This is a genomic window from Anatilimnocola aggregata (assembly GCF_007747655.1).
In the GTDB taxonomy this organism is placed as follows: domain Bacteria; phylum Planctomycetota; class Planctomycetia; order Pirellulales; family Pirellulaceae; genus Anatilimnocola; species Anatilimnocola aggregata.
Window position 1 is genome coordinate 2,415,905 of record NZ_CP036274.1, and the last position, 15,732, is coordinate 2,431,636.

The following is a 15,732-nucleotide window of genomic DNA, read 5'->3' on the forward strand; positions in this document are numbered from 1 at the left end:
TCCGCGGCAACTTAAGGCTCTTCAATTCCTACCTGCACTTCATCCCCAGTCACGCGGACGGGGAACGAGGCATGCACGAGCGACTTGCTGGTTTGATGCTGGCCGCTGGTGACATCGAACTGAAAACCGTGCCAAGGACAAGTGACGACGCAGCCCGTGAGTCGGCCCTTGCCCAGCGGTCCACCCTGATGCGGGCAAAGTCCATCGAGGGCATAGAACTGACCGTCGACATTGAAGAGGGCGACGATGTGCCCGGCAGCAATGCATTCGCGCGACGACCCCGGGGGACAATCGCTGACTTGGGCAATCGTTATCCAGTTCATGCGGCGTCGCGTCGTTCAGTCGGAGTTGCTGCGTCCCGGAGGGAAGCCTTGGCTCGGGCTCGCTGGGGCGGATCGCGCCAGCGGCGGTGCAGCCACCAGTATTGATCCGGGGCTTTGCGAATCTCATCTTCCAGCACGCGATTATACCACTGCGTGAGCCGCTTCACGTCGGTGCAATCTTTCGGCAGCGCTTGCGGGTCGGCGATATCGGCCAGTCCCAATTCAAAATGCAACGGTTTATCGCGTCGCTTGCAATAGAGCAGAATCATGGGCGCATCACTCAGCAGTGTGAACAGGGCCAGGGCCTTGTGGCACGAAGCGGGGCGACCGAAAAAGTCGACCCAACAGCCTTTGGGCCCAGCGTGTTGATCGCCGAGGAGGGCCAGGGCACCTTTGTTCTTGAGCACCGTATCTGCCTGGTTCGCACTGCCATTTTTGGGCAGGATGAACTGCCAGTTCAACTCGCGAAAGCGGAGGACGAACTCGTCGAGATACGGATTATCCAGCGTACGCGTGACGGTGAAGGTGCTGATACCGAGCATGCCGCTCATCAGGCCGGCGACTTCAAAATTGCCGAAGTGGGCGGTAACGAGCACGCGCGGCCGGGCAAGCAGCAGACTGCCAACGAATTCGCGACCACGTTGCAGTTTGATGTACTTGCGCCAGTTGGTGGAGTGGATCTTGCGGGGGGCATGGGCAATCTCACAGACCATCGTCAGCAGATGGACCCACATGCCACGGCCGATTTCGTTTCGCTCGGCGAGCGACTTCTCGGGAAAAGCCTGGGCGAGATTCTCGTCCACCAATTGCCGCCGCAGCTTGACGACGTCGAACATCAGCCAGGCCAGCGCCCGGCACGCCGACACGCAGGTTTCGATCCGAACCGCTTGCACCACGGCGATGATAATTCGCACCAAGAGGTACAGTGGGTAATCGAAAGCTCGGCGGATACTCACGGAACGATCCTTCGCGCGCGTGAAGAGGCTATGGTCGGCAGCGGCGGCAATTGTTGCACGATCTGGGCGGCAAGCAAAGGTCGAATCTGGGTAGCTAGCACCGGATGAATCCGGCCGGCAATTCATCTAGCCCTTGGCGAGCGTCGCTTCTATACTCCCGCCCGCTCAGAGGTTCCTGCGCAAGGATCGCGCAACCCTTTCGTGCTGACGGATGTTTGTTCCCGACGAGCAATTTGCCAAGGATGGCTCTTTATGTTTCGCACGCTCGCGCCCGCCGCTGTGGCAATGTGCCTGTTGCTGGGCAATGCACTGGCTGCGCGTGCGCAGACGAATTCTCCCTTTCAACCCACGACAACTTTGCCGTCAGCGCCGCAGCCACTCGACGAGATTAAGAAGCAACTCCCCGGCGGGTCATCAGCTCTGCAACCTGTGCAACCTCGCGATGGTCTGAGTGGGCTGAAAGTGAGTAAAGGAAGTGGCACACTGCCGAATCAGCACGGGCAGGTGTGGCGCGAATATGACCTGACACCGTATACGTCGCGCATCAAGGATGTGGCCAAGCCAGAGCAGGCCGTTATCGATTGGATCCTCCGCGAGACCGGCACCGAGACCTGGTTCAGCACGCCGCTCGGTGTCCTGAGCGCAGATAGCAGCACGCTGCGGGTTTATCACACGCAAGAAGTGCAAGCGATTGTGCGCGATGTGGTCGAACGGTTCGTCGGCTGCGATCCGCAGACACAAACCCTCAAACTGCGGATCATTACCATTAGCAATCCCAGTTGGCGTTCGCATGCGGTATCGCTGCTCAAGCCCGTCGATGTGCAATCTTCGGGCGTCGATGCCTGGCTCCTCTCGCACGAGAATGCCACGGTGCTCCTCGATCAATTCAAGAAACGGGCCGACTACAAAGAACTGATGTCGATTTCGCAGTCGGTGATTCATGGCCAATCGTTGCCACTGTCGCAAACACAGGCTCGCAACTACACCCGGTGGCTGAAGGTTCGGCCCGATGGCTGGTCGGGTTACGATCCAGTCGCTGGCGCGGTCGACGAAGGCTTCAAACTGGAACTGAGTCCGCTGATGTCGCTCGATGGTCGCACGGTCGATGCCCAATTCAAATGCACGATCGACCAGGTGGAAAAGCTCGTCAACGTCCCGTTCGATGTCGTCGTCGGTGGTCAGACGCAGCGGTCTCAGATTCAAGTCCCTCAACTGGTCAGTTGGCGACTTTCTGAACGATTTCGCTGGCCTGCCGACCAGGTTCTACTCCTCTCGTGCGGAGTAGTGGCGAGTCCCACGGGCGAAACGGGCGGTGCGCTGGCATTCCTTCGTCCGCTCGAAGGTCGCGGCAGCCGCAGCGATGCCCTGATGCTGATTGAGTATTCGCGCCGCATTCCGAACGGACCAGCCGATAAGTTTCAAAACAACGCAGCTGGTTCCGTTTCTACTAATCCTGTTTCGCGCGGTCGTTACTAACACACTCACCGCTACGTCCATGCTCTCACCCCTGCATCATCGCCAATTCATTTTCCTCGCCCTGGCGTGGATTGCGTTGGCGTTTTGCCTGACGGGTTGCAAGGGCATGCTGCGGGGTGTCGATCAAAGTGCGCTGTACGGTGCCCCAGCTGGGCCGGTCGATAACCCGCTCTTTCTGCCGCCGCTCGATCCCGAATTTGTCTGGAGTCAGCTGGTCGATTCGCTGGACGATCATTTTCGCATCGAGCGCGAAGAACGCGTGCGTTTGATCGGCGGCATCCTTACCGAAGGTCGTATCGATACGTTTCCACAAATCGGTTCGACGTTGCTCGAGCCGTGGCGTGGCGACAGCACTCCCGGCTATGAAAAGTTGCACGCCACGCTGCAATCGATTCGGCGTAAAGCGACCCTACGATTGATTCCGACCGAAGGCGGGAGCCTGGTCGACCTGGTGGTGCAGAAGGAACTGGAAGACCTCGATAAGCCAGAGCATGCCACTGCTGGTGGAGCGACAATGCGGTACGACGGTACGCTGGTTCGTCGCGAAGGTCTGCCCGGGCGCTACAGCGTATCGCTGGGGTGGATTCCGATTGGCCGCGATTGTTCGCTGGAGCAGAAACTGCTCGCCGATATTCGCGCGCGGCTGAATGTGCCGGCAATTGGCCCCGGGAATGCGGGTGCTGTAATCAGCCAAGGCGAACTCCCCGCGGGATCGCTCCCCATCGAGAGCATTCCTCCGGGCAACGTTCGTCCTTCCGGTGAACCGCCACCGATTCCCGCCTGGCAACCGCGCAGTCCTGAATCGTTGCCCGCTCCCTCGGGACCGCCGGCAGGAAACATCCTGCTGCCGAGCCGTTTGCAGTAGAATGAACTATCGTCAACTGGCTAGTGGTGGCCAGCGATTCGCTCTGCGTGCAAGGATGTTGTTTTCGTGAAAGCGCCTTCCCTGAAGCAGCCGAAGGTCGCCGTGGCACCAACCCGGCGCGCGGAGACTAAGCCTGCGACAAGTTGGTGGCAGTGGCCGCTGCCCGTTGCTACTCTCGGTGCTCTCTTGCTCTGGACCTCGTTTCCACCGCTCGATTTATGGCCGCTCGCCTGGCTCGCGCCGGTTCCGTGGCTGATACTGATTCGCCAGCCGAAGTTGCTCGGCCCCAAGCCCTACCTACAGATCTGGTTCGCCGGCTTCGTGCATTGGCTGCTAATGTTGCAAGGGATTCGCCTGGCGCATCCAGCCCTGTATGGCGGTTGGCTCGCGCTGTCGGCCTATCTGGCTGTCTATTTGGTGCTATTCATCAGCATTGCGCGAGTGGCGGTCCAGCAACTCCGCTGGCCGCTATTTCTGGCAGCACCGATTGTGTTCGTCGGCCTCGAACTATTTCGCGGGCATTTAATTTCTGGCTTCTCCTGCGGTCTGCTCGCGCATACGCAAACGGAACTTCCGGTTCTCTTGCAGATTGCCGACCTGGGGGGTGCTTACACCCTGAGCTTTGTCATGATGCTCTGCGCGGCCGCCATTGCCCAGTTGCTGCCCAAGCGGTGGTTCGTTCTTGGTGATGAAACGGGTTCGCAGTCAAACCGCAGCTTTCTTCAACTTCCAGTTTGGCCGGTTGTCACTGCGCTTGCCTTGCTAATGGCAACGGTGGGGTATGGCTACTATCGCCTGCAAGAACGCCCACCCGCTGGCAACCGACCGCCCCTTAAAGTCGCGCTCATTCAGGGCTCGCTCGATACGCGGTTCGATCAGGACTTTCACGAACGTGTGAATCAAAACTTCACGCACTACGGCAAGTTGACGAGCGAAGCTGTTGCAGACAACACGGGCCTCGACCTAGTGGTTTGGCCCGAATCGGCGTTTGCCATTCCCGAGTATCAAGCTGTGGCAGCGAGTTCCGTGATCAATGCCAACGATCCCCAAGTTGCTGCCGTTCGCGAGCGTTTTGCGGAAGCCGAGAAACCGTTTCAGGGAACGCTCAGCGACGCGATCAAGGCGATCAATAAACCCAAGGAGAAACGGACGGTCGGTGAAACGGCGATTCTGCCGGTCACTGGAACGTCGTTCTTATTTGGCACGACGACGCTGGTCATCGACCTGAACAAACCTGATGGAGCTATAGCCCACAACTACAACGCAGCTTTGCTGGCGGGCCCGACCGGCCAAATCTCCGGCCGTTATTACAAGATGCACGCCGTGATGTTTGGTGAGTTCATTCCCGTCGCCGACTTACTCCCCTTTCTCTATGGGCTTACTCCGATGGGCGCGGGTATGTCGACGGGTAAGCAACCGGCCGCGCTTTCGGTGAAGGGGTATAACTTGTCGCCGAACATCTGTTTCGAGAGTACCGTCCCCCATTTGATCCGCGAGCAAGTTCTGGGTGCGGAACGGACAAGTCAGCGCCCCATCGACGCGATTGTGAACGTCACCAACGACGGCTGGTTCTGGGGCAGCTCGATTCTCGATCTGCACTTCCGCTGCAGCGTGTTCCGCGCGATCGAGAATCGCAAACCGGTGGTGATTGCCGCGAATACGGGGATCTCAGCCCACATCGACGGCAACGGTCGCGTGCTGCAGCGTGGTCCCAAGCGGGAACCAAAGATCCTGGTCGCAGATGTCATCGCCGACGGCCGTACAAGTCCCTATCACCTCTGGGGCGATAGTGCTGCGTGGCTTTGCGCCGCGCTGACTTGGGCGGTGGCTTTTTACGGCGTTTGGCACCGTAAGGTGCCAGCAACATCCGCTGAGAATCCGAGCCGCTAGCTGCTGGCACTAAGTGACAAATTGCTGTGGCTCACCCGCACTGCAATTGCTATACGAACTCAGCAGGTTTTACGGTCCCGCTAGCTCTGTGCAAGGTTGAGTTCGATGATGATGGTTCCTCGGCGGCGCGCGCCGTTTCACTTCGCCACCGTGACTTGGCTTCTGTGCCTCGCGCTGGCAACAGCCAACACGGTCGGCCAAGAGGTTGTCCCGTTACCCAATGCGCTGGCTCAAGCGGCCGAGAGCAAGTCGCCAGTCAAGTCAGTCGTTCAGCCCGGCGAAACTCCATCGATCGAGGTCGTCCCCGCGCAACCGCCGGTCGCGCTCACCGAAGCGGAACTAATCACTCGCTTGCAGCGGACGATTGCCAGCAATGAAAAGCAGGTGGAAGAACTTCGCTGCGAAGTTGCCGATCCATCCAGCGAATACTACAAGGCTGAGGGGGAGTTTCGCGCGCTTGAGGAGCGGTTTTCCCAAGAGAAAGCGGCGCTGGCAAAACTGCTAGAAGTCGGCGAAGTTGATGATGCCGCCAAGCTGAAAGTGGCGCTCGTCGACACCGAGAAAAGTTGGATGCTTTCCCGCGAACGTTTTGACCTGGCCATCGTCACGCGCAAGACTCTGCAGGAACAAATCTCGGCGCTCGAGAATAAACTGCTGCAAGATCGACAGGCGCTCGACAAACTAACCGGTGAAGAGCCCCCGGTCGTCGCGCCAGCTAAGCAAGTTGTCGAAGCGAAGGCCACAGTCGCGAAACCGCTGACGATGGGCGAGGCAGCGGATCCGACCGCTGCCACTGCAGCAGCGACCACGAAACCCGTCACGACTCCGCCCACATCTGCGCAAGCCGACGCAGCGGGAATTGCGACATCGCTGGGGCTGAATGAGCCGAAAGCAAAGCCGCCCAGTCAAGAGATGATCGCAGCCAAAGCCGATGCCGATGTCAAGCAGCAGGCCGTCGTTCAGGCCGAGCAAGACGTACGTACCGTTTCCGATCGATTGGCCGCGCTCGAGAAAAACATTTCGATCGAACAGAAACTGCTGGCCGCGGGACGCAAAAAAGCTGATCTTGCCAATCAAAGCCGCCTGGCTGCCGAAGATGAGTATCAGAAAAAATCGGCCGAAGGCCTGATGGGAAATCAACTCGCCGAGATCGCCAGCCGCCGTAGCGACAGCGAACGTCAATTTCAGGACGCCAACAACGAAGTCCGTTCGCGCATGGATCGCCTGCAAGAACTGCAAGGCGAGCTCACTGCCTTGCAGAGCGAAGAACTCGCGGCGCTGCAGGCCGCCAAGGCCCGGCAAAACGAATTGACGATGGCCGAGGCCAAGCTGGGTCAACTGAAGAATCCGTTTTCACTGCAGAACCTGATTCAATGGCTGCTGAACCACGGCCCCACCTTGTCGATGATCCTCACGATCATGTATGCCTTGCATAAGGTCACGCAGTTGTCGACGCGCCGCGTCGTCGATCTGATGGTGCAAAGCACCTCGCGCAGCGCGCCGGAGGAAAACGAAGCTCGCGTGAATACCCTGGCTGGTGTGTTTCAAAATGCAGCCTCGCTGACCATCATCATCGGTGGCGCCATCATGGTGTTCGAAGAAGCGGGCATCGCGGTCGCTCCCTTGATGGGAGGTGCTGCGGTACTCGGTTTGGCCGTTGCTTTCGGTGCGCAGAATTTGATTCGCGATTACTTCTACGGCTTTGTGATCTTGCTCGAGAATCAGTACAAGATCAACGACGTGCTGAAGATTGGCGAAGTTTCCGGCCAGGTTGAACGCATCACGCTCCGCATGACCGTGCTCCGCGATCTCGAAGGGTGCGTCCATTTTATTCCCAACGGTAAGATCGATTGCGTCTCGAACATGACGCATGGCTGGTCGCGTGCGGTCTTCGATGTGGGTATCTCGCACAAGGAAGATCCCGACCGCATTATGAATACGCTGCTCGATTTAGCCTGCGAGCTCAAGCAGGAACCAGAATATGCCCGCCTGATTATCGACGATCCGGAAATGCTGGGCGTCGACAAACTCGATAGCAACGGCCTGACGATCAAGTTCGTCATCAAGACTCGTCCGCTCAAGCAGTGGGCCGTGAAGCGCGAACTGCAACGGCGGATCAAACGCCGCTTTACCGAACTGGGTATCGATCTCGCCATGCCGCAGCAATTCGTCCTGCGCGACGAATCGCACTTTAACGGCCTCCAAAGTGGCGAAACACTCACGGACTCTTCCGTCGTCGATCTGCCGCGCCGTGCAGCCTAGTGCCGCCTAACGACTCGCCGATTCGCTTGGATTATATAGTTTAATACATCGCAAAAAATATAAATATCAGTTGCTTGACAACTGGTCACTATATAGTAATGATATTGGCGGCTCCTTTGGCAACTTGGTAGAAGGGGTACGCCTGCGCGGCGGCGACTATTTGCGCTGTCACTGCAGAACCGTTTATTGGCAGTCTGGGAATTCAACAACTGCGGCGAGCTACACCACAGTGATTGTTCAACAAAGGTTAATCAACAAATAGGATGATTTCGAAACTTGAAAGTTGATCGCAATTCGTTGTCGCGACACGACTTAAAGTTGATGTCCTCAAAAGGGGGGTGTTGATAAACCTCCTGGCGATGTGCCGCGACCCGCGACTGAAGTCAAACACGATTCGCGCCGGAAGGTAACCTGGTCGTGTGAGGTAACTGGCTACGGAACATCGTTTCTCTTGGCGCGATGCCTAAGTGAGATCTGCCTGCTTCTCAAAAACCATCGCAAAATTGCAGCATTCGCGAGATTCGGGCTGCAATTGATAGGTACCATCCTCCTGCCGTTGCTGGCACCAATGGAGAGTGCGTTCGAGCACAATGACAACGGCGTGGTCTTCGCGATTCGTCAACTTGACGATGGATAGATGCCCGGGCTGCACGCCAAAGTACTCATCGGTGTTGATTCTGCCCGTGAACTCAAGGGCTTGTTCCATCGTCACCGGACTCATCGTGAGCGTGTGCCGCCGCTGCTGCACAGCTGGAGCAACCTCTTCCCATTCGCCCGTTTCGTGTGTGTGAATCATGACTGGTCAAATGGTGTAGGGAATTGTTTCAACTGCGGAGCGCGGCAAGCAGTCGTTGAACCTCGGCCGCGGGATCAATGCTCTGGCTGATTACACCGCTGACGGCCACGCGCGTGAAGCCAGTTGCCTGAACGGCGGATAAGTTGCTGAGCGTGATGCCGCCAATGGCAAAAGCGGGAAGCGAGAGTTCGGCAGCAACTTGCTGCAGGAAAGCCGTGCCAGGGAAGTCGGCGAAATGTTTCGTGCCGCTGGGAAAGGTGGGCCCGCAGCCGAGATAATCGGCACCGGCCAGCACCGCTGCGCGTGCCTGCGTGAGATTATGCGTCGAGACGCCAATTTGCATCGTCGTTCCCACGAGGCGACGAACCTCGCTCACCGGCAACTCGTCCTGCCCCACATGCACGCCGTCTGCCCGCGTGAGAATCGCCAGATCCGGACGGTCGTTCATGATGAACAGCGGCTTCGGATCCGAACTGGCCGTTTCATCGATTAGTTTGCGGAGATGTATTCCCCGCGCGAGCAGTGCGCGGTCATCGAGACGCTTATCGCGCAATTGCAAAACATGCACACCGGCCTCAATCAGGGTTTGTGCGAGTTTAGCAAATTCAGCTTCACTCGACTCACCGTCGATCAGCACGTACAACTGCCGACCGAGCCACGTTTGTTGGCTTCGCTCGTTGAGCACAAAGGCTTTGGCCAGCGTATAGGTTTGGTAGCGAAACGATTCGAAGGGAGAACCGCTGACGCCGAGAAGCTTGGCGAACTCTTCAATCACGCGCAGCGCCTGCGAGACGCGTTGCCAATTGGCGGCGGCCAATTGCGCCAACGACTGTCGCTCGGTTTCTTGGGGCGAGGTGATCGCCGTTCCCACATCGGCCAGCGTATCGCGGGCAGCATAGCGGTCTTGTTCGCTGCCGCAGACGGATTGCAGAGCGGTCGTCAAATCGTGCCGCAGTTGTTTGCAGGAGCCGGCGAGAAAGCCATCGTTCAAGACAAAGCGAGCCTGATCCTCCACAACGCGCAAGCCTTCCACCGCGCGATTGAAGTTGGCATCGATGGCGCGCAGCGCCGCAGTACGTTCAGCAGGAGTCATTCAACTCTGGAGCCGGAAGCGTGAGCGCCCGGAAGATGGTCGAGAAGGTGAGTGGTTTAGACTGGCGACGAATCACCCCTACCTTACTCTTGCACACGGCCTTCGACTAGTCGCACGATGCGATGAGCCTGGCGGGCAATCGCCTGATCGTGCGTGACCATGATAATCGAGAGCCCTTGTTCCTCGTTCAGCTTCTTTAGCAGGGAGAGAATCTCTTCGCCAGTTTGCTGATCGAGGTTGCCGGTTGGCTCATCGGCCAGCAGCACTTTGGGCTGCGACATTAATGCGCGGGCGATCGCGGTGCGCTGCATCTCGCCGCCCGAGAGTTCCTTGGGCTTGTGCGTGAGTCGGTGCGAAAGGCCGACCATGTCGAGCAGTTCTTTGGCGCGGGCCGAGTACTTGCCGCGATTGCAAAGGTACTTCCAGATGCCGTCCGAAATCATCAGCGGAGCCAGCACGTTCTCGAGCATCGAGAGCTCGGGAAGCAGGTGATAGAACTGAAAAATCATGCCGAAGTACTTGTTTCGCAGCACGTCGCGCGAGGCCGTCGGCAGGTTATCGATGCGGTTGCCTTCGAACGTGATCTCGCCGGCACTTGGTGCATCGAGCGTGCCGAGCAGATGCAGCAGCGTACTCTTGCCCGAGCCGCTTTGGCCGATGATGGCGACGAACTCGCCGGGCTGAACCGCGAAATCGACGCCACGCAATACGGGAACCTCAAGCTTGCCTTTGAAGTAGCTTTTCTTCACTTGCTTCGCGGCGAGGACCGCCGTTTTCGCAGTGGCAGGTGGCTTGGGAGCAGGTTTGGTTCGTTGGAGAGGCGGCGTTGCGGTGCTCATGGCTGTCTCATTTCTCTTCAAGTAGCCCGACGCGTCAGCGAGGGGATTTGCAATCTCAAGTTTCCAGCAATGCACCCTCGCTCACGCGTCGGGCTACCTAGGGACTACTCGTAACGCAAGGCTTGAACGGGGTGGAGTCGCGCTGCGCGAATCGCGGGTAGCACGCTGGCCAGGACGGCAATCAACGTCGCGCCGATCATCACGCCTACGACAGTCGACGGATTGATGATGGTGGGGATCTCGGAGAAGTAGTAGATCGTCGGATCGAAGACTTCGTGCCCGGTGACCCACTCGATTCCCTTGGCGATGTTGTTGATGTAAATCACAAACAGCAGGCCGCCGATCATTCCGACTCCGGAACCGACAAGCCCCAGCGAAAAGCCATAGCTTAGGAAGATGCTCATCACACCGCGACTTGGTGCGCCCAGGGCTTTCAAGATGCCAATGTCCTTCGTCTTCTCGACGACGATCATGAAAAACGTTGCGAGAATGCCGAAGCCGGCGACGGCGATGATCAGGAACAGCAAGATGTTCAGCAGCGTCGTTTCCATTTGCACGGCGGCCAGCAGTGGGCCCTGCATGTCTCGCCAGGTTTGAATGCGAAACGGAAATTGTTCGGCGGGAAAGCGGGCTCGTAGTTTGTCTCGCACTGCGTTCAAATCGGCACCCGGTTTGAGGCGCATTTGGATGGTGGTCACCGCTTCGACCCCAGTCGACGGATCGATCATGCCGCGCATCTCTTGCAAGCGACGGAGCGGAATGAAGGCGAAGCTACTGTCGTACTCGCTCATTTTGCTTTCGTAGAAATCGACGACGGTGAACATGTCACTCATTGCCTTCGGCGGCTGACCAGCCGAGGGGAAAGTGATGCGCACATCGTCGCCCGGTCGGCAAAGGAAATAGTCGATGACCTTCCCTTCCGAATCGCGCTGCCGCGAACTGCCGATGGCGATCCCCATGATTACGCCCGCAAATTGATCTTTAGCGGGGTCGAATGTATCGCTCGGCGCGGCCGCTTGTTGCGAAGCGAAGGGGTCAGCTGGCGGCGCCGCTTCGGCGGTGGTCGTGGTTGCCCCCTTCTTCGCGTCGGCGGCATCTTGAGGTTGCATGGCTCGCGGAACTTGCTGGGACTTAATGAGTGCCTCTTGCTCGGCCTGCATTTCGCGCTCGTACTGAACCTTCATCCGCCGATAAGCCCAACCAGCCGGAGGCATTGGATGTTTTTCATCGCCATATCCTGCTTCACGCAGCGTGAAGGCGAGCTTCTCGCGATTGCCCGGGTGTAGCAAGTATTCGCGAAAGTCGCTCACATCGGCGTAGGTATTTTCATCGACACCCACGAGGCTAATCTGCCGCGTAACCCATTGACCGCGCACGGGAACGTTCACCATCGCGGGGACATGCACCGCATAGGTAATTCCCTTCAAGTCGGGACCGACAATTTTCTTAATCTCTTCGACATGCCACTGCGGATTGCTGAAGCCGTCCATGCCGTGGGCTTCGAAACAGATATCGGCCAGGATGCTATGGAGGCGAATGTGCATCTCGTGTGCAAAGCCGGCCATCACGCTGTTCACGACAATCAGCGTACCTACGCCCAGCGTGACGCTAATGATCGAAGCGAGTGCGATGTATCGCGTCCGCAGATACCGCCACGCAAGCAGCAGTTTGTACATGGCCAATCCTTCGGCAGTATGGGCGACGATCCGTGCCTGAGTTCCACCAGCGCGGAACTCAACCGCTGAATTGTTGCCGCTCCCGCCCGATTGCCCAATAGCAGTTTGGGGACACGGGGCGGAAAACCCCTTACTCCGGCCGCAGCACCGGGAACAGAATCACGTCGCGGATGGTTTGCGTGTTCGTTAGCAGCATGATGAGGCGGTCGATTCCGATGCCAAGGCCGCCAGCGGGTGGCATTGCATGCTTCAAAGCGCGGACGAAGTCGGTGTCCATCTTGGCCATCGAATCATCGGCAGCTTGTCCTGCTAGCTGCGTGCGGAAGAGTTGTTCCTGTAGATCGGGGTCGTTCAGTTCGGTGTACGCATTGGCCACTTCCATGCCGTGCACGAACAGTTCGAACCGCTCGGCAACGGCAGGATTGCTGGTCTTGCGCTTGGTCAGTGGGCAGATACTCGCCGGGTAATCGGTAACAAAAATCGGCCCAACGAGTGCGTCTTCGACCTTTTCTTCGAAGACCTCGCTCTTGATGACGTCGGGGTGTTTCCCAGCTGTTTCGAAACCGATTCTTTCGGCGAGAGCCTTTACCGAGGTTGCATCTTGCGGATCGATGCCGGTGTGCTCGCGGAAAAGTTCGTCGTACGTCTTGCGTTGGAAAGGCGGGGTGAAGTCAATCTGCTTGTCTCCCCAGGGGCGCACAAAGTTGCCATCGAGTACGCGAATGGCATCGCAGAGAATGTTTTCGGTCAGGTCCATCATCGTTTCGTAGTTGCCATAAGCCTGATAGACCTCGAGCATCGTGAACTCGGGGTTGTGCTTGGGGCTGATCCCTTCGTTCCGATAAACGCGACCGAGCTCGTAGACTCGTTCCATGCCGCCGACAAGGAGTCTTTTGAGATGCAACTCGAGCGCGATCCGCAAATACAACTGCATATCGAGCGTGTTGTGATGCGTGATGAATGGCCGGGCGGCAGCACCACCGGCAATCGTGTGGAGCGTGGGGCCTTCGATTTCGCAGTAGCCTTGCTCGTTGAGTGTGCGACGAATCGAAGCCACTACTTTGGTGCGACTCAAGAATCGCGGCAGTACACCTTCGGTATAGGCAAGGTCGAGATAACGCATTCGATGCCGCAGTTCGGGATCGGCCAGACCAGCATGCTTGTCGGGCGGCGGTAGGACGCTCTTCGCGAGAAAATGCAGCTTCTCGGCAAAGATGGTCGGCTCGCCGAGCTTGGTGTACTTGAACTCGCCATCGACACCGACGAGATCGCCCAGGTCGCAGCACTCGGCCAACTTCCAACTCTCTTCGCCAACCTGAGCTTGCCCCACGAGCAATTGAAGGCGGCCGGACCAGTCCTGGATATCGATGAAACGGAGTTTGCCTTTATCGCGATGCAGCACAATTCGCCCAGCAGCGCGGACCTTCGGCCCTTCAAGATCACCCTTGCCCTGTTCGCTTAGCCATTTGCGAAAGTCGAGATCGGGCTGGGCTTCGCGCGAGGGGGGAACGATGGTCTCGCCCGTTTCCTTACGAAAGACGATTTCACCAGTGCGGGCCCGTATATCGCCGATCAGCAATCGATCATCGAACCGCTGTCCCCACGGATCGACGCCCATTTCGATCAGTTTGCGCATTTTGTCGCGACGGGCGGCTTCATGCACTCCTTCGCTCTCGGGAGTGGGCTGGGTGGGTTGTGCGGACGGTTCGGGTGCGGTCATGGGGGCACTGCAAGGCAGCAGAAGGTTGTGTGGTGAAAAGAGGAAGACGGGGAAATATTTGAATAAGTTCGCAATTTTAGGGGCTGCCTGGGTGCGGTCAACGCCTATGACTTGCGTCCGCATAGACCAAGCTGAGTCGTCGTCTTGCACTGTCCAAACCTTAAGGTCAGCAAGGCGGTGAAAGTTTGAAGTTTGCTGGCAGCGCAAGCCTTTACATAGCATCGATTAACGAACTCAATCGCGCCAGCCCGTACGTCACAGCTGCGACCGTTTCTACACTTGGCCCAACAATTGCTCACGGTGGAGTTTGATTGCCGACGGATTTAGCCGTCATGGCCAATTCGATCTTCTTTAGAGGGTAGTCCCATGCTTCGTTTCTCTGGATTGATGGTGCTGGCGGCGGTTTTGACCTTGCAAGCCGTCGCCCTGGAGTTGAAAGCGGAGTCGACTGCGCGCCACGCTCAGGCGGTGGCTGAACCCCGACTTCACGAGGGAACGGTGGTGTCGGCATCGGCAGGTCAGGTAAGTATGCGAGCGACCGATGGCAAGGAACAAGTTTTTAAAATCAACTCAATGACGCGCGTCACGATTAATGGCAAACCTGGCAAAGTCGAAGCGCTTGAGGCGGGCACTCCGATTCGAGTCATGGTGGATCAGGCCAACAACGTGACCGCGATATCAACCGTTGATGATCGGAAGCATCTTTAGTACCCTTTTTTAGCAGCGAACAATGACACTTTCAGCGCCTAAGACTCTCGCTCCACCACCGCAAACGGCTCCCGCGCAACATTCTGCTGCGTCTCTGATGCCTGCGACAAACAGCGTACCCGCACCAGCCACTGCGCCGGTGGCAAACACTTCGACCAGTCCACCGCGGCCTGTAGCCAAATCTCCAGAACCTGTGTTTAGCGAGCAGGTGTCGAGTCAAAAGACGCGCCGATTGAAGGTGCTGCATCGTAATTTGTTTCAATACGATCGTTCGGTGGAACGTAGCGTCCATCGGATGCACTTGAAGCCGTTCAGCGATGCGAAACAACGAGTCCTCTCGCATCAGTTGACCTGTCAACCGACCGCCCCGGTCATTGCCTACGAAGATGTCTTTGGCAACTCCACGATTCGCACCGAAATTCTCGGCCCTTATCAAGAACTGACGATTACAGCCGAGAGCGTTGTTGAACTAGTGGACGACGATCCCTTCGCATTTGCCAATTTGCCCATCAGGCCCGCATTCCCTGTCTCTTGGATGCCGTGGGAATTGACGATGCTGTCGCCCTATTTGACGTCGGCTGAACTGCCAGAAACGCAACTGCGAGAGTTGTACGACTACGCGATGGCATTTGTTGAGCGAAATTCTCGCGATTTGATGGAGACCCTGTTCGCCATCAACTTGACCCTGTTCCGGGAATACAAATACGTCCCCGGCAGCACAGCTTTGCAAACGACTGCGTACGATGTGTTCACCGCGAGGCAGGGCGTGTGCCAGGACTTTGCGAATCTGTTTATTTGCCTCGCCCGTCTGCTGGGTATTCCGGCACGCTATGTTTGTGGCTACGTCTATTGCCCTCAGCTCGATAGCTTGCAGTCGGCGGCCTCGCATGCCTGGGTCGAATTGTACATTCCGAATGTGGGTTGGAAAGGATTTGATCCCACGAACGGTATTCTCCCGAATCTGGATCACATTCGCGTCGCGGTTGGACGGCATTACCTCGATACTGCCCCCCTTGCCGGGACACTATATTCTCCTGCGGCGGAAACCATGTCGGTGCATGTTCACGTATCGGAAGAAAGCAACTGACGATGAATCGCAGGCTTTGCTAAACTTGCCTGGGCGTGAGA

At 57.6% G+C, this 15,732-nt stretch carries 13 protein-coding genes; 6 read left to right on the forward strand and 7 right to left on the reverse strand.

From position 1 onward, the window contains the following. Positions 1-11: 11 nt before the first annotated feature. Both ETAA8_RS09250 and ETAA8_RS09255 read right to left on the reverse strand, forming a co-directional pair. Positions 12-323, reverse strand: coding sequence for a Rieske (2Fe-2S) protein (locus tag ETAA8_RS09250; protein ID WP_145087708.1), 312 nt, complete (start codon positions 321-323; stop codon positions 12-14). Further along, positions 320-1,279 carry a lysophospholipid acyltransferase family protein gene (locus ETAA8_RS09255; RefSeq protein WP_238397719.1) on the reverse strand — a complete coding sequence of 320 codons (960 nt, stop codon included), beginning with the start codon at positions 1,277-1,279 and terminating at the stop codon, positions 320-322. The genes ETAA8_RS09250 and ETAA8_RS09255 overlap by 4 nt, the downstream gene beginning before the upstream one ends. Before the next feature lie 252 nt (positions 1,280-1,531). Here ETAA8_RS09255 and ETAA8_RS09260 point away from each other — a divergent pair, with 252 nt between their 5' ends. From ETAA8_RS09260 to ETAA8_RS09275, 4 genes are all read left to right on the forward strand, one after another. Next, positions 1,532-2,755, forward strand: a complete 1,224-nt coding sequence (locus ETAA8_RS09260) for a hypothetical protein (RefSeq protein WP_145087712.1) — start codon at positions 1,532-1,534, stop codon at positions 2,753-2,755. Between the two features lie 19 nt (positions 2,756-2,774). Then, complete coding sequence (locus ETAA8_RS09265) at positions 2,775-3,620, forward strand: hypothetical protein (RefSeq protein WP_145087714.1); 846 nt, start codon at positions 2,775-2,777, stop codon at positions 3,618-3,620. Between the two features lie 66 nt (positions 3,621-3,686). Continuing rightward, on the forward strand, positions 3,687-5,510 hold the full coding sequence (lnt, locus tag ETAA8_RS09270) for an apolipoprotein N-acyltransferase (protein WP_145087716.1): 1,824 nt from the start codon (positions 3,687-3,689) through the stop codon (positions 5,508-5,510). Positions 5,511-5,615: 105 nt separating this feature from the next. After that, positions 5,616-7,772 (forward strand): mechanosensitive ion channel family protein, encoded by a 2,157-nt coding sequence (locus ETAA8_RS09275; RefSeq protein WP_145087718.1) that lies wholly within the window; start codon positions 5,616-5,618, stop codon positions 7,770-7,772. A gap of 463 nt (positions 7,773-8,235) precedes the next feature. Here ETAA8_RS09275 and ETAA8_RS09280 read toward each other — a convergent pair whose 3' ends face one another. From ETAA8_RS09280 to lysS, 5 genes are all read right to left on the reverse strand, one after another. Next, the gene (locus ETAA8_RS09280; RefSeq protein ID WP_145087720.1) at positions 8,236-8,568 is read right to left on the reverse strand and encodes a hypothetical protein; all 333 of its coding nucleotides are present in this window, start codon (positions 8,566-8,568) and stop codon (positions 8,236-8,238) included. 28 nt (positions 8,569-8,596) lie between these two features. Then, entirely contained in the window at positions 8,597-9,661 is a 1,065-nt protein-coding gene (locus ETAA8_RS09285; protein ID WP_145087722.1) for a thiamine phosphate synthase, read from the reverse strand. A gap of 83 nt (positions 9,662-9,744) precedes the next feature. Further along, a complete protein-coding gene (locus ETAA8_RS09290; RefSeq protein ID WP_145087724.1) occupies positions 9,745-10,500 on the reverse strand; it encodes an ABC transporter ATP-binding protein in 756 nt (251 codons plus the stop codon). A gap of 104 nt (positions 10,501-10,604) precedes the next feature. Then, positions 10,605-12,176: an ABC transporter permease gene (locus ETAA8_RS09295; protein ID WP_145087726.1), complete on the reverse strand. Its 1,572-nt coding sequence runs from the start codon at positions 12,174-12,176 to the stop codon at positions 10,605-10,607. 130 nt (positions 12,177-12,306) lie between these two features. Continuing rightward, positions 12,307-13,896 (reverse strand): lysine--tRNA ligase, encoded by a 1,590-nt coding sequence (gene lysS, locus ETAA8_RS09300; protein WP_145087728.1) that lies wholly within the window; start codon positions 13,894-13,896, stop codon positions 12,307-12,309. A gap of 366 nt (positions 13,897-14,262) precedes the next feature. On the opposite strand from lysS, the gene ETAA8_RS09305 reads away from it, so the two are divergent. After that, positions 14,263-14,604 (forward strand): hypothetical protein, encoded by a 342-nt coding sequence (locus ETAA8_RS09305; RefSeq protein ID WP_145087730.1) that lies wholly within the window; start codon positions 14,263-14,265, stop codon positions 14,602-14,604. Positions 14,605-14,701: 97 nt separating this feature from the next. Next, positions 14,702-15,691, forward strand: coding sequence for a transglutaminase family protein (locus tag ETAA8_RS09310; RefSeq protein WP_261343642.1), 990 nt, complete (start codon positions 14,702-14,704; stop codon positions 15,689-15,691). Positions 15,692-15,732 lie beyond the last annotated feature (41 nt).

What these genes read in the sequence shown, in the direction of transcription:
- ETAA8_RS09250 (WP_145087708.1), bottom strand. Translation starts at nt 323, where the DNA reads ATGAACTGGATAACGATTGCCCAAGTCAGCGATTGTCCCCCGGGGTCG.
- ETAA8_RS09260 (WP_145087712.1), top strand. Translation starts at nt 1,532, where the DNA reads ATGTTTCGCACGCTCGCGCCCGCCGCTGTGGCAATGTGCCTGTTGCTG.
- ETAA8_RS09265 (WP_145087714.1), top strand. Translation starts at nt 2,775, where the DNA reads ATGCTCTCACCCCTGCATCATCGCCAATTCATTTTCCTCGCCCTGGCG.
- ETAA8_RS09275 (WP_145087718.1), top strand. Translation starts at nt 5,616, where the DNA reads ATGATGATGGTTCCTCGGCGGCGCGCGCCGTTTCACTTCGCCACCGTG.
- ETAA8_RS09280 (WP_145087720.1), bottom strand. Translation starts at nt 8,568, where the DNA reads ATGATTCACACACACGAAACGGGCGAATGGGAAGAGGTTGCTCCAGCT.
- ETAA8_RS09285 (WP_145087722.1), bottom strand. Translation starts at nt 9,661, where the DNA reads ATGACTCCTGCTGAACGTACTGCGGCGCTGCGCGCCATCGATGCCAAC.
- ETAA8_RS09290 (WP_145087724.1), bottom strand. Translation starts at nt 10,500, where the DNA reads ATGAGCACCGCAACGCCGCCTCTCCAACGAACCAAACCTGCTCCCAAG.
- ETAA8_RS09295 (WP_145087726.1), bottom strand. Translation starts at nt 12,176, where the DNA reads ATGTACAAACTGCTGCTTGCGTGGCGGTATCTGCGGACGCGATACATC.
- lysS (WP_145087728.1), bottom strand. Translation starts at nt 13,896, where the DNA reads ATGACCGCACCCGAACCGTCCGCACAACCCACCCAGCCCACTCCCGAG.
- ETAA8_RS09305 (WP_145087730.1), top strand. Translation starts at nt 14,263, where the DNA reads ATGCTTCGTTTCTCTGGATTGATGGTGCTGGCGGCGGTTTTGACCTTG.
- ETAA8_RS09310 (WP_261343642.1), top strand. Translation starts at nt 14,702, where the DNA reads ATGCCTGCGACAAACAGCGTACCCGCACCAGCCACTGCGCCGGTGGCA.